This window comes from Chromatium okenii (assembly GCF_002958735.1).
Classification (GTDB): domain Bacteria; phylum Pseudomonadota; class Gammaproteobacteria; order Chromatiales; family Chromatiaceae; genus Chromatium; species Chromatium okenii_A.
Genome location: NZ_PPGH01000037.1, coordinates 825,027 through 849,680, shown reverse-complemented (window position 1 = coordinate 849,680; position 24,654 = coordinate 825,027). Strand labels below are relative to the sequence as shown.

Annotated in this window: 24 protein-coding genes and 1 pseudogene; 10 read left to right on the top strand and 15 right to left on the bottom strand. The window is 47.9% G+C overall.

From position 1 onward, the window contains the following. Positions 1 to 13: 13 nt before the first annotated feature. The 10 genes and pseudogenes from CXB77_RS15915 to CXB77_RS15870 form a co-directional block, all read right to left on the bottom strand. Positions 14 to 1,941 (bottom strand): annotated as a pseudogene (locus CXB77_RS15915) (heme lyase CcmF/NrfE family subunit). After that, on the bottom strand, positions 1,941 to 2,411 hold the full coding sequence (ccmE, locus tag CXB77_RS15910) for a cytochrome c maturation protein CcmE (protein WP_105074795.1): 471 nt from the start codon (positions 2,409 to 2,411) through the stop codon (positions 1,941 to 1,943). The pseudogene CXB77_RS15915 and the gene ccmE overlap by 1 nt, the downstream one beginning before the upstream one ends. Positions 2,412 to 2,430: 19 nt before the next feature. After that, positions 2,431 to 2,601, bottom strand: coding sequence for a heme exporter protein CcmD (gene ccmD, locus CXB77_RS15905; protein ID WP_105074622.1), 171 nt, complete (start codon positions 2,599 to 2,601; stop codon positions 2,431 to 2,433). Further along, positions 2,598 to 3,359 (bottom strand): cytochrome c biogenesis protein CcsA, encoded by a 762-nt coding sequence (gene ccsA, locus CXB77_RS15900; RefSeq protein ID WP_105074621.1) that lies wholly within the window; start codon positions 3,357 to 3,359, stop codon positions 2,598 to 2,600. Before ccsA ends, ccmD begins: the two co-directional genes overlap by 4 nt. Continuing rightward, positions 3,356 to 3,580: a hypothetical protein gene (locus CXB77_RS15895; protein ID WP_105074620.1), complete on the bottom strand. Its 225-nt coding sequence runs from the start codon at positions 3,578 to 3,580 to the stop codon at positions 3,356 to 3,358. Before CXB77_RS15895 ends, ccsA begins: the two co-directional genes overlap by 4 nt. Beyond that, positions 3,570 to 4,067 carry a type II toxin-antitoxin system VapC family toxin gene (locus CXB77_RS15890; protein ID WP_242445776.1) on the bottom strand — a complete coding sequence of 166 codons (498 nt, stop codon included), beginning with the start codon at positions 4,065 to 4,067 and terminating at the stop codon, positions 3,570 to 3,572. Before CXB77_RS15890 ends, CXB77_RS15895 begins: the two co-directional genes overlap by 11 nt. 19 nt (positions 4,068 to 4,086) lie before the next feature. Further along, entirely contained in the window at positions 4,087 to 4,758 is a 672-nt protein-coding gene (gene ccmB, locus CXB77_RS15885; RefSeq protein ID WP_105074619.1) for a heme exporter protein CcmB, read from the bottom strand. 6 nt (positions 4,759 to 4,764) lie between these two features. Then, on the bottom strand, positions 4,765 to 5,382 hold the full coding sequence (gene ccmA / locus CXB77_RS15880; RefSeq protein ID WP_105072385.1) for a cytochrome c biogenesis heme-transporting ATPase CcmA: 618 nt from the start codon (positions 5,380 to 5,382) through the stop codon (positions 4,765 to 4,767). Between the two features lie 25 nt (positions 5,383 to 5,407). Further along, positions 5,408 to 7,588 (bottom strand): bifunctional 23S rRNA (guanine(2069)-N(7))-methyltransferase RlmK/23S rRNA (guanine(2445)-N(2))-methyltransferase RlmL, encoded by a 2,181-nt coding sequence (gene rlmKL, locus CXB77_RS15875; protein WP_105072384.1) that lies wholly within the window; start codon positions 7,586 to 7,588, stop codon positions 5,408 to 5,410. Between the two features lie 36 nt (positions 7,589 to 7,624). Next, complete coding sequence (locus CXB77_RS15870; protein WP_105072383.1) at positions 7,625 to 8,035, bottom strand: YajD family HNH nuclease; 411 nt, start codon at positions 8,033 to 8,035, stop codon at positions 7,625 to 7,627. A gap of 154 nt (positions 8,036 to 8,189) precedes the next feature. On the opposite strand from CXB77_RS15870, the gene CXB77_RS15865 reads away from it, so the two are divergent. From CXB77_RS15865 to ubiD, 9 genes are all read left to right on the top strand, one after another. Continuing rightward, positions 8,190 to 10,052, top strand: coding sequence for a PAS domain-containing protein (locus CXB77_RS15865; protein ID WP_172452708.1), 1,863 nt, complete (start codon positions 8,190 to 8,192; stop codon positions 10,050 to 10,052). Between the two features lie 20 nt (positions 10,053 to 10,072). Further along, on the top strand, positions 10,073 to 11,848 hold the full coding sequence (locus tag CXB77_RS15860) for a hybrid sensor histidine kinase/response regulator (RefSeq protein WP_242445775.1): 1,776 nt from the start codon (positions 10,073 to 10,075) through the stop codon (positions 11,846 to 11,848). A gap of 67 nt (positions 11,849 to 11,915) precedes the next feature. Further along, positions 11,916 to 12,824: a YkgJ family cysteine cluster protein gene (locus CXB77_RS15855; RefSeq protein ID WP_105074616.1), complete on the top strand. Its 909-nt coding sequence runs from the start codon at positions 11,916 to 11,918 to the stop codon at positions 12,822 to 12,824. A 5-nt stretch (positions 12,825 to 12,829) separates the two neighbouring features. Next, complete coding sequence (locus CXB77_RS15850; protein ID WP_105074793.1) at positions 12,830 to 13,420, top strand: D-sedoheptulose-7-phosphate isomerase; 591 nt, start codon at positions 12,830 to 12,832, stop codon at positions 13,418 to 13,420. A gap of 73 nt (positions 13,421 to 13,493) precedes the next feature. Beyond that, positions 13,494 to 16,589, top strand: a complete 3,096-nt coding sequence (locus CXB77_RS15845; RefSeq protein ID WP_172452707.1) for a DUF1566 domain-containing protein — start codon at positions 13,494 to 13,496, stop codon at positions 16,587 to 16,589. Between the two features lie 117 nt (positions 16,590 to 16,706). Next, positions 16,707 to 17,537, top strand: a complete 831-nt coding sequence (locus CXB77_RS15840) for a DUF1566 domain-containing protein (RefSeq protein ID WP_172452706.1) — start codon at positions 16,707 to 16,709, stop codon at positions 17,535 to 17,537. Continuing rightward, positions 17,507 to 18,583 carry an InlB B-repeat-containing protein gene (locus tag CXB77_RS15835; protein ID WP_105074613.1) on the top strand — a complete coding sequence of 359 codons (1,077 nt, stop codon included), beginning with the start codon at positions 17,507 to 17,509 and terminating at the stop codon, positions 18,581 to 18,583. The genes CXB77_RS15840 and CXB77_RS15835 overlap by 31 nt, the downstream gene beginning before the upstream one ends. An 88-nt stretch (positions 18,584 to 18,671) precedes the next feature. Further along, the gene (locus CXB77_RS15830) at positions 18,672 to 19,637 is read left to right on the top strand and encodes an Rpn family recombination-promoting nuclease/putative transposase (protein ID WP_105074612.1); all 966 of its coding nucleotides are present in this window, start codon (positions 18,672 to 18,674) and stop codon (positions 19,635 to 19,637) included. After that, positions 19,634 to 21,103, top strand: coding sequence for a 4-hydroxy-3-polyprenylbenzoate decarboxylase (ubiD, locus tag CXB77_RS15825; protein WP_105074611.1), 1,470 nt, complete (start codon positions 19,634 to 19,636; stop codon positions 21,101 to 21,103). Before CXB77_RS15830 ends, ubiD begins: the two co-directional genes overlap by 4 nt. 27 nt (positions 21,104 to 21,130) lie before the next feature. On the opposite strand, the gene mtaB is transcribed toward ubiD, so the two are convergent. The 5 genes from mtaB to CXB77_RS19915 all read right to left on the bottom strand — a co-directional run bounded on the left by mtaB (position 21,131) and on the right by CXB77_RS19915 (position 24,112). Beyond that, positions 21,131 to 22,372 (bottom strand): tRNA (N(6)-L-threonylcarbamoyladenosine(37)-C(2))-methylthiotransferase MtaB, encoded by a 1,242-nt coding sequence (gene mtaB / locus CXB77_RS15820; protein ID WP_105074610.1) that lies wholly within the window; start codon positions 22,370 to 22,372, stop codon positions 21,131 to 21,133. A 442-nt stretch (positions 22,373 to 22,814) separates the two neighbouring features. Further along, complete coding sequence (locus CXB77_RS15810; protein ID WP_105074609.1) at positions 22,815 to 23,120, bottom strand: transcriptional regulator; 306 nt, start codon at positions 23,118 to 23,120, stop codon at positions 22,815 to 22,817. 26 nt (positions 23,121 to 23,146) lie between these two features. After that, entirely contained in the window at positions 23,147 to 23,395 is a 249-nt protein-coding gene (locus CXB77_RS15805; protein ID WP_105074608.1) for a hypothetical protein, read from the bottom strand. A 164-nt stretch (positions 23,396 to 23,559) separates the two neighbouring features. Beyond that, positions 23,560 to 23,793 carry a hypothetical protein gene (locus tag CXB77_RS15800; RefSeq protein WP_105074607.1) on the bottom strand — a complete coding sequence of 78 codons (234 nt, stop codon included), beginning with the start codon at positions 23,791 to 23,793 and terminating at the stop codon, positions 23,560 to 23,562. Between the two features lie 148 nt (positions 23,794 to 23,941). Continuing rightward, positions 23,942 to 24,112 carry a hypothetical protein gene (locus CXB77_RS19915; protein ID WP_172452705.1) on the bottom strand — a complete coding sequence of 57 codons (171 nt, stop codon included), beginning with the start codon at positions 24,110 to 24,112 and terminating at the stop codon, positions 23,942 to 23,944. A gap of 136 nt (positions 24,113 to 24,248) precedes the next feature. Here CXB77_RS19915 and CXB77_RS15790 point away from each other — a divergent pair, with 136 nt between their 5' ends. Further along, a complete protein-coding gene (locus CXB77_RS15790; protein WP_197711082.1) occupies positions 24,249 to 24,632 on the top strand; it encodes a helix-turn-helix domain-containing protein in 384 nt (127 codons plus the stop codon). The last annotated feature ends 22 nt before the right edge of the window (positions 24,633 to 24,654 follow it).

Genomic DNA, 24,654 nt, shown 5'->3' with positions numbered 1-24,654 from the left:
GAAATCCTTCAATTCAAACAGTTGCTGGACAATTGGAACGATAACGGCGATCTGTCACGGTTAATACGCCACCGAGCGCCATTAAAATGCAGCCGAGCCAAATCCATCGCACAAAAGGTTTGTAATAAAGTCGCAATGCCCAATCACCGCTCATACCAATTGGTTCGCCGAGTGAAATATAAATGTCGCGCAGAAACCCTGCATCAATTCCCGCTTCAGTCATCGGCATTCCACCGGAAATATATTTGCGCTTTTCAGGATACAACCGCGTGATTTCATTTTCACCCTGATAAACGACGAATTCTCCACGAAAAGCAGTGTAATTCGGCCCTTTAACAACGTTAACGCCATTGAATTGAAAACGATGCCCAGCCGTTTCATACACGCCACCCGTTGCAAGCCGAATATCGGTTTCAGTGCCGCGATTAGAAACCAATGTCACACCGATAATAAACACTGCAATTCCGAAATGCGCTAACCACATACCGTAATAGCTAAGACTAGTATTCATCATGCTCGCAGTGAATCCACTGCCTTGTTTTAATCGAGCAATGAAACTAATGAGATGCGTCGCTACTAACCACGCAGCCAAACCCAAACCTAATCCAATGGCAAAATGGTTCAATTGCAAGGCAGCAACCAATACTCCAAATGCCAATGCGCCACCGATTGCGGGTAATAATCGCCGCAAATTGTCATGTTTCCAGCGCGTGAGCGGTCCGATCCCCATGGCTAAAATCAGCAATGGTGAGATGTAAATAAACATCGTATTAAACCAAGGGAAACCAACAGAAATTTTGCCCCAACCGGCTGCATCATAAATCAATGGCGCGAGCGTTCCAAATAATACCAATACTGCCAGCGTTGCCAGCAATAGGTTGTTTATCAAAAGAAAGGTTTCGCGTGATAGCAAATCAAAGCGTCCACCATCTGCAATGCGCGGTGCTCGCCATGCGTAAAGCGTTAATGAACCGCCGATAACGATGCAGAGAAAAATCAGAATGAATGCACCACGTGTTGGATCAGTTGCAAAGGCATGAACTGAAGTCAGTACACCAGAACGAACTAGAAAAGTGCCGAGCAATGACAATGAAAAAGCTGAGATCGCTAATAATACCGTCCAATTCTTAAATGCAGCGCGTTTTTCAGTCACTGCGAGCGAATGAATCAATGCGGTGCCAACCAACCAAGGCATAAATGACGCATTTTCAACTGGGTCCCAAAACCACCAACCGCCCCAGCCTAATTCGTAATATGCCCACCATGAACCGAGTGCAATGCCGAGGGTGAGAAATATCCATGCAACCATCGTCCAAGGGCGTGACCACCGCGCCCAAGCGGAATCGAGTTTGCCGCCAATCAACGCAGCAATTGCAAAGGCAAATGCGACTGAAAAACCAACGTAGCCCATATAGAGCATTGGCGGATGAAATGCTAAACCGGGTCTTGTAATAACGGATTAAGATCGCGCCCTTCAACCGGTATTGGAAAGATGCGATCAAAGGGATTAGAAGTCAGTAACATGAATAACAAAAAGCCAATAGCAACCATGCCTTGAACGGCAATGACACGAGAAATCATCGGTAATGGCAATTTACGACTAAACAGCGCCAACGCTGCGCCCCAGCCAGCTAGCATGAATACCCATAACAATAGAGAGCCTTCATGTGCGCCCCAAATTGCGGATATTTTGTATAGATCCGGCATCAGTGAGTTGGAATTGGTTGCGACATAAATAACCGAAAAGTCGTCGATTAAAAATGCTTGCAACAGTGCAAGAAAAGCAATGCCAATAAAGGTTAATTGCCCCCACGCCAACGGACGGGCAAAATTCATCCAAGTTACATTGCCGGTGAAAGAACCAATCAGCGGCACTGTTGCTTGCGTCACTGCAAATAATAGCGCGAAAATTAGCGCGAAATGACCGAGTTCAGGCATCATTATTTGCTTGCTCCATTGGACGGGGTTGCAGCATTCGTGACGCCTTCAACATGAGCAGTTTTCAACGTGCTGGCAACCTCTGGCGGAATGTATTCTTCATCGTGTTTTGCTAGTACTTCTTCAGCATAAAACACACCATCAGCACCCAATTTTCCTTTTGTCACCACACCTTTTCCTTCACTAAATAAATCGGGCAGGATGCCGGTATAAATAACCTTGACCGTTTTGGCATTATCAGTCACATCAAAATGAATCGTTAGGCTATCGGGTTGCCGAATTAAACTACCCTTTGTGACCAGTCCACCAAGTCGAAAAACATGATTCGGTGGCGCTTCATTTGCCAACACCTGAGACGGACTAAAGAAATAGGAAATGTTGCTTTTAAGCGCAGTAATTGCCAGTGTTGAAGCTGCACCAATACCGAGAATTGCTAAACCTACAAATACCAAGCGTTTCTGTCGTGCTTTCATTAATTTATTCGCTCCGAAATCACTGATTTGGATCAAGTTCACGCATTCTGTTTAAGCGGTTAAGCCGAATGAATAGCGCATGGCGTTGGGCGCGTAACTGCATCACTTCAATCACTAATAATAGTACCGCCATACCGTATGCGCCCCAAATAAAAAAGGCGTAACCACCCTGCGCAAAAAACTCACTCATTTTTGATCTCCACCCTGTGTTAAAAGCTCTCGAACCCAAATGCTATCTGCTTCACGGGTTAAAATGAGACTGCGCAACCGCATAAATGTGGTGGCAAATGAATACATCCAAAACGCCAAGCTCATCGTCAACATTGCGAATAAAATATTGCCGTCGATTTTAGTGAGATTAGATCGCTGATGCAGTGCCGCGCATTGATTGGGATCGGGACAATTGATTGACCAGAAAATTACCGGAACCATGACTAAACCAACGATGGCTAATAATGCAGAGGCGCGATCTGCGCGACGGATGTCATCAATCGCTGAATGCAGCGCCATGTATCCGATATACATGAAAAATAGCACCAATTCTGAGGTTAAACGCGGATCCCAATCCCAATAGGTTCCCCAACTGGGTCGCCCCCAGAATGCGCCCGTCCACAGTGCTAAAAAGGTGAATAATGCGCCCGTTGGTGCAATTGCTTTTGCCATCATAAATGACAGTCGGGTATTAAATATCAAACCAATCGCTGCCCATGCAACCATCACGAAATAAAGCCACATTGACATCCATGCTGAGGACACATGAATAAAGATGATACGGTAATACTCTTTTTGCGGATTGCTACCGCCGAGTTGATCGGTTGTTTGGAAAAATCCCCAATACAAACCGATCGCTAAAAGAATAAGCGTCAAGCCCCAAAATATCGGAATTAAGCGTCCGGCTAGGGAATAAAACGCGGGAGGAGATGCGAATTTGAACCAGTTAAGCGTCATGGAATTATTCTGCGTCGTGGTAATGAAAACCGAGCTTGCTGTAGTTTAGAACCGGATAGGTTGTAAGTTGTCGATGGCGTGATAAACGTGTGACCATCGGCAAGATGTTTTGTTTCTGATTTTTTTAAATCCTCAAAAATTGCTCGCAAATCGAAATTAAATTGCGCAGCATGTTTTTCTCTAATTGTTCTAATTTCATCAACAATTTCATCATTCAGCATCGCCTTCCTCTCCTAAAAGTTCTTCTGGTGTACAGATAAACGGTAAAGGTAATCCAATGCTTTCAAGGTAGATAGCAATGTTTCGTTGTATCTCTGGATTTGCGATATGTCGACAATTCCATGTTATCAAGTAATCAATGTGATACGCAGTTGCAAGCGCAATGTGAAGAGCATCTTCTGCTGCTTTAAGTGGAATAATTTGTTGTTCTAAAAGTGCTTCTGCTATTTGTAAAATATCTTCCGTAATCAATAGCAACGGAAAATCAGCAATACTTGCCAAACGTTTTTCTGCGGCAGAAGTATCACCAGCTTCGCATTCGCGCAAGACCAATTCAGAAACAAAAAGATTGTATTCAGATCGCCGTTCCCACCAAGCACAAGTAATCTGTTGATGTGCTGCGCCAAGAATTGTTTTGCTTGGACGCGCAGTGAGATAGCTGATGACAGATGTTTCGATATAAACCGAACGTTTTATGTGATTGATCATGTTTAGTTAGAGTTCCAACTTACTCAACCGAAATCCGCAATGCTGCTGCTGATGCGACCGGTGCAAAAATCAATGCCACCACCAGAAAAGCGCCCAGCAACGTAAGATACGGCTGCGTATCTGACAAATCGATAACACTCACTTCAATTGCGCCTGCGCCGTAGATCAAAACCGGAATATACAGCGGTAAAATGAGCAGTGATAATAAAATTCCGCCACCGCGCAGACCGAGCGTGAGCGCCGCACCAATAGCCCCAATTAAACTTAAAATTGGCGTACCAATGAGTAGCGCAAGCATCATCACGCCAATTGCGGTGTCGGTTAGGTGATATTGCATTCCAACCAGCGGCGCAATCAATACTAAGGGCAATCCTGTTAATAACCAATGCGCGGTAATTTTCCCCAGCACCAATAGCGCCAATGGTTGACCAGTTAATAATAATTGCTCCAAGGTGCCATCGTCATAATCTGCTGCAAATAATCGCTCTAGCGCCAGCATTGAAGCCAATAACGCGGCAACCCAGACCACGCCGGGACCGAGAATCTGCAAAATCTGCCGTTCAGTGCTGATGCCGAGCGGGAATAAACTGACGACAATCACGAAGAAAAACAAGGTCGTGAGAACATCAGTGCGGCGACGCAGCGCCAGTGTGAGGTCGCGGTGGAGGATGCACCAGAAACTGCGCAACATGTTGGTTTAATCCCCTAAATCCAGATGCGCGACCTGCCCAGAAGTCAGAGGCACGGCTTGGTGTGTGGTTAAAATCGCTAATCCGCCAGCGGCAATGTGGTCAGAAATCAACGTTTGTAGCAGTGCTACTGCGTCAACATCCAGCGCGGTGAAGGGTTCATCCAGTATCCACAGCGGCGCGGTGGACAACATCAGCCGCGCCAGCGCGACCCGTTTCTTTTGTCCTTGCGACAACATTCGCGTGGGTAAATCCTCAAATCCGGTCAAGCCAATGCGGGCGAGTGCTGCCCAAACGCTTGATTGTGAAATGGTATTTCCAGCCAGCGTAGCGGCGATGCTGAGATTTTCGATGCCGGTGAGATCGCCTTTGATGCCGTTGAGATGACCGAAATACAGCACTTCGCGCCGATAATCATCGCCGAGTTGCCGAATCGATTCGCCGCGCCATAACAATTCGCCGTGCTCGGGTGTGAACAAGCCGCAGAGTGTGCGCAACAGTGTTGTTTTTCCGCTACCGTTGCGTCCGCGCACATGCAGCAGCGTTCCGGCGCTGAGACTGAAATTCAGGTCGGTAAACAGTCGCCGATCACCGCGTCGGCATTCCAGTTGCGTCACCTTGAGCATGATGATTGAAAAGAACCTGATGAATTCACGAAAGAAAAGTTGATTGCGGACGCTGCCGAATCGTCCAACAATGATGAATGCGCGGATTGCGGGCGAAATCACGCGGCAGACTCGCTGCGCTGATGTCCTCAACTTCCAGTTCGGCGAGTGCGTCCACATCAATACGGAAGCGCCGGAGATTGTTGGAAAAAATCAACACGCCGTTCGGTTCCAACAGCCGCAACACCGAACGAATCAAGGTCACATGATCGCGCTGAATATCGAGCGTTCCAAACATGCGTTTGGAGGTGGAAAAGCTCGGTGGATCAAGAAAAATCAGGTCGTAACTGCGGCGACCGACGTGACTGTCAAGCCAGCGCAAACAGTCGGCTTGCACCAGTTCGTGCGCATCCAAATCAATGTCGTTTAACAGCAGATTATTTTGTGCCCAGTCCAAATAGGTGTTTGATAAATCGACGGTTGTGCTGGCGCTGGCTCCGCCGCGAGCGGCATAAACCGTTGCCGTGCCGGTGTAGCCGAACAGATTGAGAAAGCGTTTTCCTGCCGCGAGCCGACCGATTAACCCGCGCACGTCGCGGTGATCGAGAAACAAACCAGTGTCGAGATAATCCTCGAAATTGACGAGAAACCGATGTCCGCCTTCAGCAACTTCGTGAAACCGGCGCGTTTCCGCCAGCCGTTCGTATTGATTTGTGCCTTTTTGTGGCTGGCGCACTTTGAAAAACACCCGTTCGCTCGGAATATCAAGCACTTCCGGCATCAAACCCAGCGCTTCACGCAACCGATGCCGCGCTTTTTTCGGATCAACCGTTGCTGGCGCGGCGTATTCCTGCACCTGCACCCAGCGTTCACCGTCGCCCGCGTAAACATCCACCGCCAGCGCATATTCCGGCAAATCTGCGTCATAAATCCGCAAGCATTCAATCTGTGATTCGCGCTGCCATTTGCGCAGCGTTTTGAGATTTTTGGTGATGCGATTGGCGAGCATTTCCGCGCCAGCACTGCGTTCTTGCGCCGGCAGCGGACGCGGCTGATGACTGACGAAATAGCGCGGTTCGACTTGAAAATGCAGCAATTTGCATTCAATCGGGCCGTTGTAGAGCGTGTGCCGTTTGATCGCCCGCAAGCCCATGTGTTTACCCAAATCAGGGCTGCCGGTAAACACTGCTGCTCGCCAACCGATAAACCGTTCTTTCAACACTGCGCCGAGGCGGGCGTACAGCTCTGGCAATTCGTCCTCGCTGCCGAGCCGCTCGCCATACGGCGGATTGACCATCACCAGCCCTTCGTCTTCCTCGCGTCCGGGGAAACAATCGGCGAGTTCGCGCCGTTCAAAATGCGCCAGCCCCGCCAACCCAGCGCGTTCCAAATGATGCAGCGAAGTGCGAATCGCGTTGGGATTTTGATCATAACCACGCAGTGCGCCGAGGCGTTGCAGTCCGGCAGCGCGGCGAATGTGCGCCTCCGCCAGCAGCCGTTGCCACAGCGTTTCATCGTGTTGCAGCCAGCCGTGAAAACCGAACTGCTCGCGCAGCAATCCGGGCGCGATGTCGGCAGCGATCAACGCGCCTTCAATAATCAGCGTGCCGGAGCCGCACATCGGGTCAAGTAACGCTCCGCCCTGCGCGGCAATTTCTGCCCAGCCAGCGCGGAGCAGCAGCGCAGCGGCGAGATTTTCTTTCAACGGCGCGGCTGATCCGCTGTCACGATAGCCGCGCAAATGCAGCGATTCGCCTGATAAATCAAGGCTGATACTGACGTTGTCCTGATGCGCGTAAACATGAATCCGCAGATCGGGATCGTCCGCATCGACGCTGGGACGTTGTCCGCAGCGGCGCGTAAACCGGTCAGCCAGCGCATCTTTCACGCGCAGCACGGCGAAATGTGGATTGGTAATCCCCGGCAAATCGCCGTCAAACTGAATGGCGAAACGGTGCTCTGGCGTCAAATGTTCTTCCCACGCAATGTCGGCAGCAGCGGTATACAAATCATCCGGGCTGCTGGCGGGAAATTGACCGAGCGGAAGCAGAATGCGGTTGGCGATGCGCGACCATAAACAGGCGCGATAACCGTCTTCAATGCTGCCGGAAAAACGCGCTCCGCCACGAGTTTCCGTGGCATCACGCATTCCCAGCCGAATGAGTTCCTCGGCAAGCAAACTGCCCATGTGTTTCGGTGCGGAGGCAAAAAAGAGCTGCGAGGTCATGTGTTTAGGTATCAATTTTCAGTGGTCGGAATGGCATCAATCGTCTTTTTTGAGCAGAGCGGCGAGTGCCTCAAACGGATTATGCGTCGTGGTTTTAGTCGTGCTGCCCGGCGTTTTTCCACGTCCGGCACTCAACGCCGCGAGATGTTCTTCATATTTTTGGTGCTCGTTATCATGGCAGTAAATGCACAACAATTCCCAATTGCTGCCGTCAGCGGGATTGTTGTCGTGATCCATGTCCTTATGATGCACCGTCAGTTCCCGTAAATTCTCACGGGTGAAACTGCGAGCGCAGCGCCCACACACCCAAGCGTAAAGTTTCAGCGCCTGCTCGCGATAGCCCGCAGCGCGTTCCTCGCTGGCTTTGCGGGCATCAGCGACCACGCGGTCGAGTTTGGCATTGTTGATCGGTTTACCCGTTTTGCCGTGACGCGGAGAAGTGCTCATATAAATTCCTTGTAGTAGTCAATTTTCAGTGATTAGCCAGCAATATCCTCTATTCTATCCGTCTACTTCAACCTAACAAATGCCCCACTGCTGCCAAATGGCGTTATTTTATTCAGTGATTAAATCATTCAAAACGTGGATGCTTGTGAGCCGAATGCGTTTCACCCAATTGTTGCCTTTAGCATTATTGATAGCTGCCATTGTGACGCTAACGGCAGGTGGCATTGCCATCAATTTTAATCACCAGAAAGAAAGCGAGGCAGCGCGACTCAATAGCATTGTTGAATCCAAAGCGCGGCAAATTGCTGATTGGCTCAACGAACGGCGTGGAGATGCGCGTTTTATTCAAGAAAGCTATTTAGCAACTGAAATTGGTAGCAACATCGCTAAAACGCCAGTATTGAATAGCAATCTCATTGCACTTCTGAAAGCATTTGCGCGTGATAATGCGTTTCAAAGCATCAGATTATTAACCGCACAAGGCGAATCTATTTGGAGCTCTGTCAACTTACCAGTTGATACGCAATTGCTGACAGCGATACAGGAATGTATAGAAGAGCAACGCATTCGTATTTACGGACCTTATCGTGATGCACAAGGCAATTTACATTTAGATTTTATCACTCCGTTGCCAATTCGTGAGCAACAGCCTAATTTAGTCATCGTGCTGCATAGCAATCCAGTCGCTTATTTATATCCAACACTCCAAAATTGGCCAGTACCCAGCGCCACCGGCGAAATATTACTTGTGCGCCGCGAAGGAAATGAATTCATTGCACTGAATAATTTGCATCATCAACCTGATAGCGCATTAACATTAAACCTGTCATCCACCTTATTAAATTTCGTTGCAGCGCAAATTCCTATAGCTGCGCAATTGCCCAGTAATGCTATCGAAGGTATTGATTATCGTGGAAAATCGGTAATGAGCGTGGGGTTGATGGTTCCCGATACCGATTGGCTGCTCATTGCCAAACGCGATTTAAGTGAAATTGATAGCGAAGTCATTAGTAATGTAATTTGGATTAGTTTAGTCGGTTTGCTGGCGCTGTTAATGACCGTGACGGGAGCTTTTTTACTGCGTCAACGCGAGCAATTAGAAATTGCCGAATCAGTGCATGATGCGCAATTAGCGCGGTTAAAAGTACTCAATTTACTCGCTGATGAAATCGCACAACGGCGGGCGCTGATTGAGCAATCCCGCGATGGCATTCTGGTATTTGATATGGATCATCGCGTCATTGAAGGTAATCAGCGTATGGCGGATATGCTCGGCTGCACCACGCAAGAATTAATTGGAATGCGCAGTTGGGAGATGGACGCAGTCATGTCGGAGGAAATGATCCGTGAAAACTTTAATCCTTTTCCCCATCATGGTTTTGTATTTGAAACTCGTCATCGTCGCTGCGACGGTTCGGAATACCCAGTTGAAGTGAGCGCCAGCAGTGTCTTGTGGGGTGAGCAAAATTTTGTGCTGTGTATTTGCCGCGATATTACCGAACGTAAACAGATTGAATTGCAATTAGCGCAGGAGCGGGCGCATTTAGAAGATCGCGTGAATGAACGCACTGCGGAATTGCATCAGCAAAGTCAAGAATTGCGGGCAATCATCGACAATATCCCGCACATGATTTGGCTTAAAGATGTGAAAGGGCGTTTTCTCGTCGTCAATCAAACAATGGCAAATGTGGTTGGTGGCGCTGTTCAGGATTTACTCGGTCAAACCGATTTTGATCTCTGGCCAATGGAACTCGCCAAACGCTATCGCGCAGATGATCGCGCAGTCATCGCAATTCGGCAGCAGATGACGTTGGATGAACCCATTTTGCATGGAACCGAGATCGTCATTAGCGAAACTTTTAAGGCTCCAGTGCTTGATGCTGCCGGTAACGTATTGGGTACGGTCGGATTTTCGCGTGATGTGAGTGCGGCAAAAGAATTGGAGCGCGTCCGCGAGCAGGCGCGAGAAGCCGCAGAATCGGCCAATCGCGCCAAAAGCGCTTTCTCGCCAATATGAGCCACGAAATCCGCACGCCAATGAACGCGATTGTTGGCTTAACTTATTTGTTGCAACGCAGCAACATGATGCCAGAGCAAGTCGCACGTTTAGATAAAATTGCCGTTGCTGCCCAGCATTTACTGTTAATTATCAACGACATTCTTGATTTATCGAAAATGAAGCCGAGCGTTTGGAATTGGAACAAACCGATTTTGCGCTCACCGATATTCTCGATCACACCCGCTCGCTCATTTGACCAAGCGCAATTAAAAGGTCTGACGGTGACTGCCGACGCAGGCGACGTGCCGAATTGGTTACATGGCGATCCGACGCGCCTGCGCCAGAGTTTGCTGAATTTCGCCAGCAACGCAGTCAAATTCACCACCAGCGGCGGCGTGCATCTGCGCTGTTATCTCATTAAAGATGAAACACTTACTGCGCAGCAGCTCAAAGTGCGTTTTGAAGTCAATGACACGGGCATCGGTATTGCGCCGGAAGAATTGCCGCGACTGTTTACGCCTTTTGGTCAAGCCGACGTGTCCACGACGCGCAAACACGGTGGCACCGGTTTGGGACTGGCGATCACGCGGCGTTTGGCGCAATTGATGGGCGGAGATGCGGGCGTGGAAACTGCGCTCGGCTACGGCAGCACTTTTTGGTTTACCGCAACGTTGCAGCGCGGAAAGTCTGGCGCAATGCCAACACCAGCGGCAACGTCACAATTGACGAGCGAATTAGAACTGCGTCAATCCTGCGCCGGAGCGCGAGTGCTGTTGGCAGAAGACAACGCCGTGAACCGCGAAGTTGCGCTTGAACTGCTCGATGCAGTGGCGTTGGTGGCGGAAGTTGCAGAAAACGGACGCGAAGCAGTGGCGCTGGCGACCAGTCGGCGTTACGACCTCGTGCTGATGGACGTGCAAATGCCGGAAATGGACGGATTGGAAGCGACGCGCCGCATTCGGGCGCAAACGTTGCAGTCGGAATTGCCGATTTTGGCGATGACCGCCAATGCGTTTGAAGAAGATCGTCGCGCCTGTTTAGCCGCCGGAATGAATGATTTTGTCACCAAACCCGTTGATCCTGATGGATTATATCAAGCGTTGCTGCGGTGGTTGCCGCATCACGCAATCCCCGTTGGCGCAGTGATTGGAGCGGTCATTGGCTCGCCCATCAAACGCCCCTGCTCGGTCGCAATTGCGGGTTTAGACAGTCAACGCGGATTGCGAGCAGTGCGCGGTCAACGCCCGTTATATCTGCGGTTATTGCGGCTATTTGCGCAGGGACATGGCGAAGATTTAGAGCTATTAGACAGCAGCTTAACGGCTGGCGATCGATCTGGTGCGCAGCAATTGGTGCATTGTTTGAAAGGCGCAGCCGCAACGCTCGGCGCGGATCAGGTCGCGGCAACTGCAACCGCATTGGAAGCAGAATTAATACACAACACTGCGCTGGAATCGGCACAAATCGCTGCGTTAATTGAGCAATTGCGCAATGAATTGGACGCACTGATTAGCGCAATTACTGCGCTGCCGGATGTCGATGATTTATTGATTGACGATTTATTGACCAGCGAAGCGTGGAACGATTCTGCTGCGCTCGGTGCAATTAACATTGCGCATCCGTTAATTGCTGAATTAGACGCGCTGTTAGCGGAAGACAACACTCGCGCCGTGCAATTGGCGCGAGAATCTGCTGCGTTATTGCGAGCAACTTTGGGTGAAGCATTTAATCCAGTGATGTACGAAATTGAACATTTTAATTTTGAAGCAGCGCGAGCAGCATTGCGCATCAATACCTGTAACACACGCAGCTAATTTAATTGGCAGTGAAACAGTATTTTCTACTGACAACGAATAACTTTTACAACCGAGACCATTGTTTATGCACAATCCACTTCCTTTTCAAAGCGCAGTCATGCCCGAAGCGTTGCAGTTGAATAGTCCGCTGCAATTTCATTGTCACCCCGGCATCAGTTGTTTTAATGCCTGCTGCAAACGCGCTGACATTACGTTGGCACCTTATGACGTGCTGCGCTTAAAACGGCGTTTAGGTTTAACATCTACCGAGTTTATTCGGCAATTCACCGTTCCTTTTCAAATGGACGGCGATGGTTTGCCGGGCATTAAATTGAAAACGGATGACAATGGAACCTGTTTGCAATTGGCTGGCGATGCCGGTTGCGGCGTTTACAGCGACCGCCCGACGGTGTGTCGTTATTACCCGCTGGCGCTATTGACGCTGCGCGAAAAAGATTCCGCAATTGCTGAAGAACGCTATTCACTGGTGAAAGAAGATCATTGTCAAGGTCACAATGAACAGCGCGAACTTTCAATTGCGGAATATCGCGCCGAGCAGCATTGCGATGAATTCGATGCAAAAAACCGCGACTGGTATCAATTGGTCTTAAAAAAGAAATCGGCGGGGCCAGCCGTCGGGCGACCACCGCAATTGAGTTTGCAATTCTTTTTCATGGCATCTTATGACGGCGATACTTTTCGCCGTTTTGTCTTGAGTGACAATTTCCGCAATACCTACACCTTGCCCGCAGAGTTTTATACCGAAATTGAGCAAGACGACGAGGCGCTATTGGAATTTAGTTATCGCTTTTTGCGGCAAGTTTTATTTGGCGAGCGCACCATTCAAGAAATGGCAGATGCTTGGGAACAGCGCGTCACCGAGCGGCAGGAAGTGTGGGAAGCGCGGCGGCAAATTGAAATTGAACGCCGCGCTGCCGCTGAAGATGAGAAATATCGCGCCGATGGAAATGATGATTGTGGCTGCGCTGGTTAATTGCCATGACTGATATTGCCGCATTCACTGCGCATCTTCGCGTTCAATTAGATGCCACTGCTGCATTGATTGCCGCTGTTCAAAGCGACGCTGAGGTATTGGCGGCAACGGTTGCAGCAGCAACGCGCACTGCGGCAGCCATTCAACACGGCGGCACCTTATTTATTTGCGGCAATGGTGGCAGCGCGGGTGAAGCAACGCATCTCAGCGGCGAATTAATTGGGCCATTTCTGAATAAAACGCGGCGACCTTTACCTGCAATTGCGTTGGGATTTGATCCGAGCGCCAGCACCGCCATTGCCAATGATTTCACGTTTGATGCCATTTTTGCACGGCAATTAAATGCGCTGGCACGTCCCGGCGATGTGCTTTGGGCGCTATCAACGAGTGGACGTTCTGCCAACATTGTAAATGCGTTAAATGCGGCCACGGAGCGCGGTTTATTGACGGTGTTATTTACCGGCGCGGCGCATTCTGATTTGCCTGCCGCCGATATTGTTTTAGCGGTTCCATCCCGCGATACGCCGCGCATTCAAGAGCTGCATTTGGTGCTCGGTCATTTTATGTGCGAAATGATTGAGCGGTTGAGTGTATAAAACGGAGATGAAAAACTAACTATGGCAATTTGCAAGTATTTTTCTTTTAACTCTGTGGGGCATTGCGATGTTAATGCGATTTTCTGGATTGAAACGCTGGACAATGCTGACCGGTTTATTGGTCAGTACGCTGTTTTTTATCAATGCTGTTCATGCTGCTGGTTTGAATGACACCGGCATTACCACTTGCTCTAATGCCGACACCAACGGCTTGCCGTGTCCGGTCGCCGACTTCCCCGGACAAGACGCCGAATTCGGCAGCAACGGTTTTGATTTCACTAAATTGGATGCTGCTGGAAATGATTTGCCCGCCAGCGCGACAGATCACACTTGCGTCCGCGATAATGTGACCGGTTTGATTTGGCAAGTGAACATCAGTGATTCAACTTACACCTTCGACGAAACCGCTGGTTATGTAAACAACGTTAATGCAACTGGCTTGTGCGGATTTAATGACTGGCGAATGCCAAACCCAAAAGAATTATTAGGAATTGCCGATCAAAGTATTGTTTATCCCGATCCAACAATTGATACCAACTATTTCCCCAATACGGCAAGTGATTGGTTTTGGTCCGGTTTTCCGTATGCTGATAACTCGTACAGCGCGTGGTACGTGCATTTCGGCATTGGCAGCGCCAATTTCAACAATCGGGACAACGGCTACCACGTCCGGCTCGTGCGCGGCGGACAGTCTTTTGATTCTTTTGTTAATAACGAGGATGGCATCGTAACGCAGTCGAGCACTGGGCTGATGTGGGCTAAATGCAGTGAGGGTCAAACCGGCACGAATTGCACTGGTGATGCAATAACGATGAATTGGAGCACCGCTTTAACCGCCGCCAATAATTCTAATCGGGGTGGTTATGACGATTGGCGGTTGCCCAATACCAAAGAGTTGCAAGCCTTGGTCGATTACAGCCGCTATTTACCGGCAATTGATACTAACTATTTTCCGAATACGCCGAGTTCGTGGTTTTGGTCGAGTTCTCCGTTTCCCTACGTTTCGAACTACGCGTTAGGCGTGAATTTCGACGATGGCGACACCAACAACGCCAATCGGCACGACAGCAACAACCCCGTTCGTCTCGTCCGTGGCGGACAGTCTTTTGATTCTTTTGCCTTAACCGTCAACAAAACCGGAAGTGGTGCCGGTGTGGTAAAGAGCGGCGACGGTAAAATCAATTGCGGTTCCAATTGCAGCAGTGATTTTGAAAGTGGCAGCAGTATTATTCTTACTGCTACACCTGATACCAGTTCCGGTTCGACTTTTAGCGGTTGGAGCGGCGCATGTACTAATAAAACTGGCACTTGCACAGTGACTATGAGCGCAGCGCAAACCGTCACTGCGACGTTTACCGCCACCCACGCCGCCGGTCTCAACGACACCGGCATCACTACTTGCTCTAATGCCGACACCAACGGCTTGCCGTGTCCGGTCGCCGATTTCCCCGGGCAAGATGCTGAATTCGGCAGCAACGGTTTTGATTTCACTAAATTGGATGCTGCTGGAAATGATTTGCCCGCCAGCGCGACAGATCACACTTGCGTCCGCGATAATGTGACCGGTTTGATTTGGCAAGTGAAAATCAGTGATTCAACTTTCACTTTTGACCAAGCCACTGGTTACGTAAATAACGTCAATGCAACTGGTTTATGTGGCTTCAAAGACTGGCGAATGCCGGATATAAAAGAATTGATGGGAATTGCGGATCACGGAGAAATTTTGCCAGCAATTGATACCAACTATTTTCCGAATACGCCAGGTGATCTTTTTTGGTCGGGTTCTCCGGATGCCCGCGACTCGGACTACGCGTGGAGCGTGTATTTCGGTCATGTCGACGCCAACAACGGCGTCATTCGGGACGAATGCCACTTCGTCCGGCTCGTGCGCGGGGGACAGTCTTTTAATTCTTTTGTTGATAACGAGGATGGTACCGTAACGCAGTCAAACACCGGGCTAATGTGGGCTAAATGCAGCGAGGGTCAAACCGGTATTGGGTGCGTGGGTGATGCAACGGCGATGGATTGGAGCTCCGCTTTAACCGCTGCAAATAATTCGCGTCTGGGCGACCATAACGACTGGCGACTGCCCAACGCCAAAGAGCTGCAAGCTCTAGCGGATTACAGCCGCTACAGCCCCGCAATCGATACCAGCTATTTCCCAAATACGCCAAATTTGTGGTTTTGGTCGGGTTCTCCCGATGCCGACTACTCGGTCAACGTGTTTCCGTGGTACGTGGATTTCTATTATGGCTACGCCAGCAACGACGATCGGAGCAATGGCAACCACGTCCGGCTCGTTCGCGGAGCACTGCCTAATTTTTTTGATTTGAGCGTCAATAAAACCGGAAGTGGTGCCGGTGTGGTAAAGAGCAGCGACGGCAAAATCAATTGCGGTTCCAATTGCAGCAGCGATTTTGAAAGTGGCAGCAGCATTATTCTCACTGCTACACCTGATACCAGTTCTGGTTCGATTTTTAGCGGTTGGAGCGGCGCATGTACCAATAAAACTGGCACTTGCACCGTGAATATGAGCGCAGCGCAAACCGTCACTGCTAATTTCAATCTATTGCCCAGTTATAAACTGTCAATTAGCAAAAATGGCAATGGTGCTGTCACCAGTTCACCGGCAGGAATTAATTGCGGCACCGCTTGCAGTAAACAATTCACCAGCGGCACTGCCGTCACGCTTACCGCCAAAGCAGATACCGGCGGGACTTTTAGCAAATGGACGGGCTGCACTCCAATTGCCACCAATCCACTGCAATGCACATTTACGCTCACCAGCAATAAAACTGTGACCGCTGCATTTAATAATGGCGCATTGGGTGATCTTAAAATCACTGCTATTGCACTCACGCCAGCGTCACCGGCTGCAAATAGTATTTTTACCGCCAAGATCACGGTAAAAAATCAAGGCACTGTGACAGCAACCGGCGGTTATTTGGATGTGTGGGCGCATCAAACAGCGGTGCAAACGTGCGGCGCTCAAGCCGAATGGATTGAAATCGGTTCATTAGCTGCCGGCGCGAGCAAAACCTTAACGGTGAGTTTGCGGTCAAAAGGTACTGGCACTAAAACGCTCCGCGCTTTTGTTGATAGTTGGTGTCAAACGCCAGAAGCGGATGAAACCAATAACCAACTCACTAAAACTTATACGGTGAAGTGAGTTAAATCCTTAACCCCCTTTTTCCAAAGGGGGGCTTTTAACGCAAAGAGGTATAAAACCTAACGATAGAAATTTGCAAGTATTTTTCTTTTAACTCTGTGGGGCATTGCGATGTTAATGCGATTTTCTGGATTGAAACGCTGGACAATGCTGATCGGTTTATTGGTCAGTACGCTGTTTTTTATCAATGCTGTTTATGCTGCTGGTTTGAATGATACGGGCATTACCACTTGCTCAAATGCCGACACCAACGGCTTGCCGTGTCCGGTCGCCGGTTTTCCCGGTCAAGATGCTGAATTTGGAACCAATGGTTTTGATTTCACGAAATTAGATGCAGCGGGAAATGATTTGCCAACAACCGCCACCGATCACACTTGCGTCCGCGATAATGTGAGCGGCTTGATCTGGCAAGTAAAACTCAGTGATTCAGCTTACACCTTCGACCAAGCCGCTGGTTATGTGAATAACGTTAATGCAACTGGCTTGTGTGGATTTAATGACTGGCGGATGCCGGATATAAAAGAATTATTAAGCATTGCCGATCACAGCCGCCATTCACCAGCAATTGATACTAACTATTTCCCAAATACGCCAAGTGATGAATTTTGGTCAGGTTCTCCCTATGCCTTTTATTCGATCTACGTGTGGGACGTGGGTTTCTACGATGCTCATGTCGGTAACTACGGCAGTCAGTACGATAGTAGCCGCGTTCGTCTCGTTCGCGGCGGACAGTCTTTTTATTATTTTGTTGATAATAATGATGGAACTGTAACGCAGTCGAATACAGGGCTGATGTGGGCAAAATGCAGTGAAGGGCAAAGCGGCACGAATTGTACTGGCACAGCAAAAACAATGAATTGGAAAGCTGCATTAACTGCCGCCAATAATTTTAATCTGGGGGTTATAACGATTGGCGCTTGCCCAATGTCAAAGAGCTGCAAGTCTTAGTAGATTACAGCCGTTATAGCCCCGCTATTGATCCCAGTTATTTTCCGAATACACCGAGTTCAGGGTTTTGGTCAGGCTCGTCCACGTCTTACGCTGACGGCGCGAGCTACACGTGGCACGTGAATTTCGGCAATGGCAACGCCTACGGCGACAGTCGGGACGACATCAACTACATTCGGTTCGTGCGCGGTGGACAGTCTTTTGATTTAAGCGTGAATAAAACCGGCACAGGCAGCGGTATCGTCACTAGCAAAGACGGTCAAATCAATTGCGGTTCCAATTGCAGCAGCGATTTTGAAAGTGGCAGCAGCATTATTCTCACTGCTACACCTGATACCAGTTCCGGTTCGACTTTTAGCGGTTGGAGCGGCGCATGTACCAATAAAACTGGCGATTGCACCGTGACTATGAGCGCAGCGCAAACCGTCACTGCTAATTTCAATCTATTGCCCAGTTATAAACTGTCAATTACCAAAAGTGGCAATGGTACTGTCACCAGTTCACCGGCAGGAATTAATTGCGGCACCGCTTGCAGTAAACAATTCACCAGCGGCACTGCCGTCACGCTTACCGCCAAAGCGGATACCGGCGGGACTTTTAGCAAATGGACGGGCTGCACTCCAATTGCCACCAATCCACTACAATGCACGGTCACGCTCACCAGCAATAAAACTGTGACCGCTGCATTTAATAATAGCGCAGTGGGTGATCTTAAAATCACTGCTATTGCACTCACGCCAGCGTCACCGACTGCAAATAGTATTTTTACCGCCAAGATCACGGTAAAAAATCAAGGCACTGTGACAGCAACCGGCGGTTATTTGGATGTGTGGGCGCATCAAACAGCAGTGCAAACGTGTGGCGCTCAATCCGAATGGATTGAAGTCGGTTCATTAGCTGCCGGAGCGAGTAAAACCTTAACGGTGAGTTTGCGGTCAAAAGGTACTGGCACTAAAACGCTCCGCGCTTTTGTTGATAGCTGGTGTCAAACGCCGGAAGCGGATGAAGCGAATAACCAACTCACCAAAACTTATACGGTGAAGTGAGTTAAATCCTTAGCCGTTTTTAAATCCACACAACCCCCCTTTTTCAAAGGGGGCTTTTGATAGAGACATTTTTAGTGAGGTTGATACGATGCGTTTTTTGAATCCTAAAACCGATTACACGTTTAAGAAAATCTTTGGTTCTGAAACCAGCCATGAGATTTTAATCAGTTTTCTCAACGCAATTCTCAATTTGAGCGGTGCTGAGGAAATTATTGAAGTGACAATTATTGATCCCTATCAAGCACCCAAAATTCAGGGGCTAAAGAATACCTTTTTAGATGTCAAGGTGCGCGATCAAAGCGGGCATTTTTATATTGTAGAAATGCAGGTGCTAAATGTCGAAGGCTTCGAGAAGCGCGTGCTATACAACACCTGTAAAGCCTACGTAAATCAATTGGGAAAGGGTGAGGCTTATCGGCTATTAACCAGTGTCGTTGCGATTACCATTGCTGATTTCATCATGTTTTCAGAATTACAACAGGTAGTCAGTCAATTCCGTTTATCTGCCACTGAAAACCCAGCAATTTATCAGCGCGATTTAGAACTGGTATTTGCAGAATTGCCCAAGTTTGATTTAACCGAGGCAGAATTAAAAACTCCATTGGATCGCTGGTTTTACTTTTTGAAAACGGCAGAGAATTTAACCGCAGTACCGGAATCATTAGCTGTAGAACCCGCAATTGCACAGGCACTAGAATTAGCTAATCGCGCTGGCTGGAGTGAAGAAGAATTAGATGATGTTGAAAAGCGTGAGATGTGGTTAGAAGATCAACGCTATTTGCAGGAACAGGCGCATATTGCGGAACAACGCGGATTGAAAAAAGGATTGGAGCAAGGATTAGAAAAAGGGCGGATTGAAGGTGTGGCAACTGGAGCAACGCAGGCGAAAGCAGAAATGCTTTTACTATTATTACGCCAACGATTTGGTGCACTTCCTGCGGCACTGGAGACGCAAATTCAATCGGCACCAAGTGCGGCATTGGATGCGTGGATTGTACGAATATTAACTGCGACTGATTTAGCAGCAGTTTTCACTGATGAAGTGGCAGAATGAAATATAAAGACCTCCGCGATTTTATTACCCAACTGGAACAACGTGGCGAATTAAAACGCATTCGCGTTCCCGTTGATCCTTATCTCGAAATCACCGAAATCTGCGACCGCACTTTACGCGCTGGCGGTCCAGCATTGCTATTTGAGCGCCCAAAAGGTTCCGCTATTCCATTATTGGGCAATTTATTTGGTACGCCGCAGCGTGTCGCGCTTGGAATGGGTGAAGAATCGGTTAGTGCATTGCGCGAAGTGGGTAAATTATTAGCTTTTCTAAAGGAGCCCGATCCACCAAAGGGATTAAAAGCAGCGTGGGAAACACTGCCGATTTTCAAAAAGGTGTTGGATATGGCGCCGAAAATCCGCCGCAATGCGCCTTGTCAAGAAGTGAATTGGACTGGCGATGCCATCAATTTAGATCAATTGCCCATTCAACATTGTTGGCCTGGCGATGTTGGGCGCTTGATTACTTGGGGTTTAGTGATTACACGCGGACCAGAAAAAGCGCGGCAAAATCTCGGCATTTATCGAATGCAAGTGCTTGGTAAAAATCGCGTCATTATGCGCTGGTTATCGCATCGCGGTGGTGCGCTTGATTACCGTGATTTTCAACGGGCGCACCCCGGACAACCCTTTCCAGTTGCAGTGGCGCTCGGCGCTGATCCGGCGACTATTTTAGGCGCAGTCACACCAATTCCCGATACGCTGTCAGAATACGCATTTGCTGGATTATTGCGCGGCAGTCGCACCGAATTGGCGAATTGTCAAAACTCCGATTTGCAAGTGCCAGCCAGTGCAGAAATCGTATTAGAAGGACACATTTATCCGCATGATATGGCAGCAGAAGGGCCATTTGGCGATCACACGGGTTATTACAATGAAGTCGATCAATTTCCAGTATTTACTATTGAACGCATGACCACGCGCCGCGAGCCAATTTATCATAGCACCTATACCGGAAGACCACCGGATGAACCAGCAATTTTAGGTGTGGCATTGAATGAAGTTTTTGTGCCAATTTTACAAAAACAATTCCCAGAAATTACGGATTTTTATTTGCCACCAGAAGGCTGTTCGTATCGGCTAGCGGTGGTCAGTATTAAGAAACAATATCCAGGTCATGCCAAACGAGTGATGATGGGCGTATGGTCATTTTTGCGGCAATTCATGTATACCAAATTCGTGATTGTGGTCGATGATGATATTTGCACCCGCAATTGGAATGATGTGATTTGGGCAATGACCACGCGAATGGACCCGGTGCGCGATACGGTAATGATTGAAAACACGCCAATTGATTATTTAGATTTCGCTTCACCAGTATCTGGGCTAGGTTCTAAAATTGGTTTTGATGCAACAAATAAATGGGCTGGTGAAACGAATCGTGAATGGGGGCAACCGATTCAAATGGATACAGCAGTGCGTGAGCGCGTGGATCAAATCTGGAATACGTTAGGAATTAAATTGTGACGCCAAATAGTGCCTCACCATCTACTGTTAATCCGTAAGTTGTACATCAATGAGCCGGTGTTCACCAATTGCAGTAAGAGGTTTAATCCGCACCGGCAAATAATTTGGTGTATAACCAAAACGCACAGATGTTGGTGCTGCGTCTGCGCCTTCAATTAATACCGTCACCTGTTGTCCAATTTGCGCTGTTAATACTTGCTGTTTTAATTTTTGTGCCAGCATCTTTAACTCTTCGCTGCGCTGTTTTTTAATTGCTGCATCAATTTGATGTGGCAAAGTTGCGGCAATAGTTCCAGTGCGGGGCGAATAGTTGAAAATATGGACATGTCCAAACTGCGCCGACTCCACCAACTGCAATGTTTGTTGCCAATCAGCAACAGTTTCACCCGGAAATCCGACGATGATGTCGGTGGTCAGATTTAACCCTGGCACTTGCGCTCGCCCAATTTCAACTAACTTCATGAATTCATACGCTTTACAACGCCGACCCATGCGGCGCAGCACCGCATCTGAACCACTTTGCAGCGGCAAATGCAGATGTGGCAGCAAGCGCGAATTTGCAAATAATGCCCAAAAATCAATAGGTAAATCCCACGGCTCCAGCGAGCCAAGACGCAGGCGCGGAATCGTCGTGACTGCGAGCAGATGGGCGACCAGTGCCGTCAGATTATCGCCACAATCGCTGCCATAACCGCAGAGTTGCACGCCAGTTAATACTACTTCCCAAATTCCTACTTTTTGCAAGCGATTGATCAAATTAACGATTTCGGCGCGAGGACGGCTGCGTTCTACGCCGCGAGCCTGAGTTGTGATGCAAAAGGTACACTGATACCGGCAGCCGTCTTGTGCTTTGATAAAAGCGCGTTGTCGGTTGCGAGCAAACAACGGAGTGGCGAAATCGTCCCTAATTTCTTTTTTAGTGAGGAAAAAATGCGACATCACGAGATCAACCAGTTGATCTTTATCGCTATTTTTGATCAACAAAGTCACACCGCGCTCCTGCGCTAACGCAGTAGCTTCTAGCGTTGCCAAACAACCACTGACGATTAATTGCGCATTTGGGTTATTGCGCTGTTGTTGCCGCAATAATTGGCGTGATTTACGCACGGCTTGCGCCGTTACTGCGCAAGTGTTAATCACGATTAAATCTGCAGGTGCATTCTCGTTAACGATCTCAAAACCGTATTGATAAAAATCGTCTGCCCAATTTTCTAATTCGGCTTCATTAAGACGACAGCCAAGAGTTAACAATTTAATTTGTTTAAACATTAGGGTTTATTTGGAAGGCGGTCATGCAGTTTGAGTGGATGTATTTTACTATTAGCGTCAATTTTTACCTAAATTTTTAGGCAACACAACAAAAAACGCCTTCGGTTTCCCAATGGCGTTTGCTGATTAAACGTTGATACGTTGCAGAACAGGTTTCACAATTGATGATGCAGTACCGATAGCACTGAGGGATTTGTTTCAATGATCTTTAATAGCGCTCGCGCTGATCCGGCTGGACGTATACGACATTGTTCCCAGTGTTGCAGGGTTTCGCTTTGATGCCAATGAGATGAGCGAATTGATCTTGAGATAATCCAGTGCGCTCACGAATTGCTTTAACATCTGGCTCAGGGAATTCGTGCAGTCGTATTCCTGCCACCGTCTTGCATGTAACAACCCATATCTCGAACACTTTCTAGCAATTCATTAAATTGTGTGTTATTCATTTACGAGTTTCAATTTTGAGCGTGCGTTTTACCGCTGCAAAAATTACTGAAATGTGATTCATGTTTGGATTGCCGGAACTAAATAGTATTCGGTGTAAACTTTTGATTGGTTTGTGAATTTTTTGAGATAAAGATTCAAATCCAATCGTCGCATTTATTAGATCGCGCAAAACGAGTTTGGCGGTGTCGGATTCACCATTAAGAAATAGGTTAATAGCTTCATCGAATAACGCTTGCGCAAACGCCGGATCACTTTGCACACGAGCAACAACGGTTTCTTTGAAATGACGAGTGAGTGCCATAATTATTTTTTTTACGCATTTGCGACTTACACTGTTGGTAGTTTTCCCAAAGCATTACCGCTTGATCGATGTCCGGCTAATCGCTCCATGCTCCATGCTTCATCCTCATCTGGTTTCAGCCAATCTTCAGATAATGCGGCTTCTGCTAATAGCGTTGTCTCCATCGGCTCATTTAACAGCGTGAGCAAAGCGCGACCCATTGGAAGACGGTCACGCAGTTCGAGTGGATGCACTTGACCATTAGCGTCAATCTCTACCTCAATTGTTTGCAACATCACTTTAATTGACCTCGTAAATGAACAATGAAGTTGGCTGCTGTGATGCTTATCCTACCTAAATTTTTAGGCAACACAACAAAAAACGCCCCGGTTTCCCAAGGGCGTTTGATGGTTAAATGTTGGTATTATGGAAACAGCAGCAACCCAATTTACACGCCATATCAATCATTTTCTTTTGAATCTGTCTTACTTTTGAACTTTTGTCTTACTTTATACGCCAAGCCAGCAGCGCCACCAACGAACACCCCTATTCCAGTCCCAAGACCAGGTACGACACTGCCGACAGCAGCTCCAGCTATAGCTCCATTAGCAATAGATTTACCTGTTGGTGGCAACTTGTTATAGAGTTCTTTGAATACTTTCAGCACTTCTTCCTGTTTTTGCTTATCAACCATATAGATACCTATATTTAACACCTACAATCAAAAATGCTCTGATCAATAGGACAATCTGTTCTACAATCAGAGCACTACCTAGCGTTGGTAATCAGCTCACTTTATCTTGATAGGATAGTTTGTGATGACTGTATACCAATGCGCGTTGCTACTTATTGATTTCTTTATAGCAATCGTAAACTGCAGAATCCAAACTCTTGCCTTCCTTAACTTTTACACTGGTGCAAGCAATAAGGGTAGCCAACTTCATCCAACTTTCTGGATCATCAACCAATCGCTGTTTCTTCAAGGATGCCACAACTTCTGACTTACTGGCCATTTCAAATTCTCCCAATTACTATTTGTCTTGTGACGGATGCTAGGATAGAATCATCCCACTGAAGATAAAACCCACAAACACTCTACTTTTCCACTACTTTTAGGGGTATTTCATGCACATTCACGAAAAGCTCAAGGTGATGCGTCAATATAAAGGTTGGTCACAGGAAGAGATGGCGGAAAAGCTGGGTTATTCATTAAATGGCTACGCTAAAATTGAGCGCGGTGAAACAGATGTTAAAGTCGATCAACTCGGAAAAATCGCAAAAGCAATGGGTATGGATTTGCAGCAATTATTAAATTTGAACGACAAAAATGTATTTAATCTGGTAGAAAGTTGTAATCACAGCAATATCTCACATGGAAACATCGTTTTAACTGAGACTCAATGCGGTAATGAATTAGAAAAGGCGCTTTTATTATTGCAAGAGCGCGATAAAGAAATTGACAACTTAAAACAGCAAATCAGCCAGCTTAAACAGATCAATGTGCTGTTAGAAAAACACAATGCTAGCGGTTAAGCGTGTGGAATGCAGATTGCAC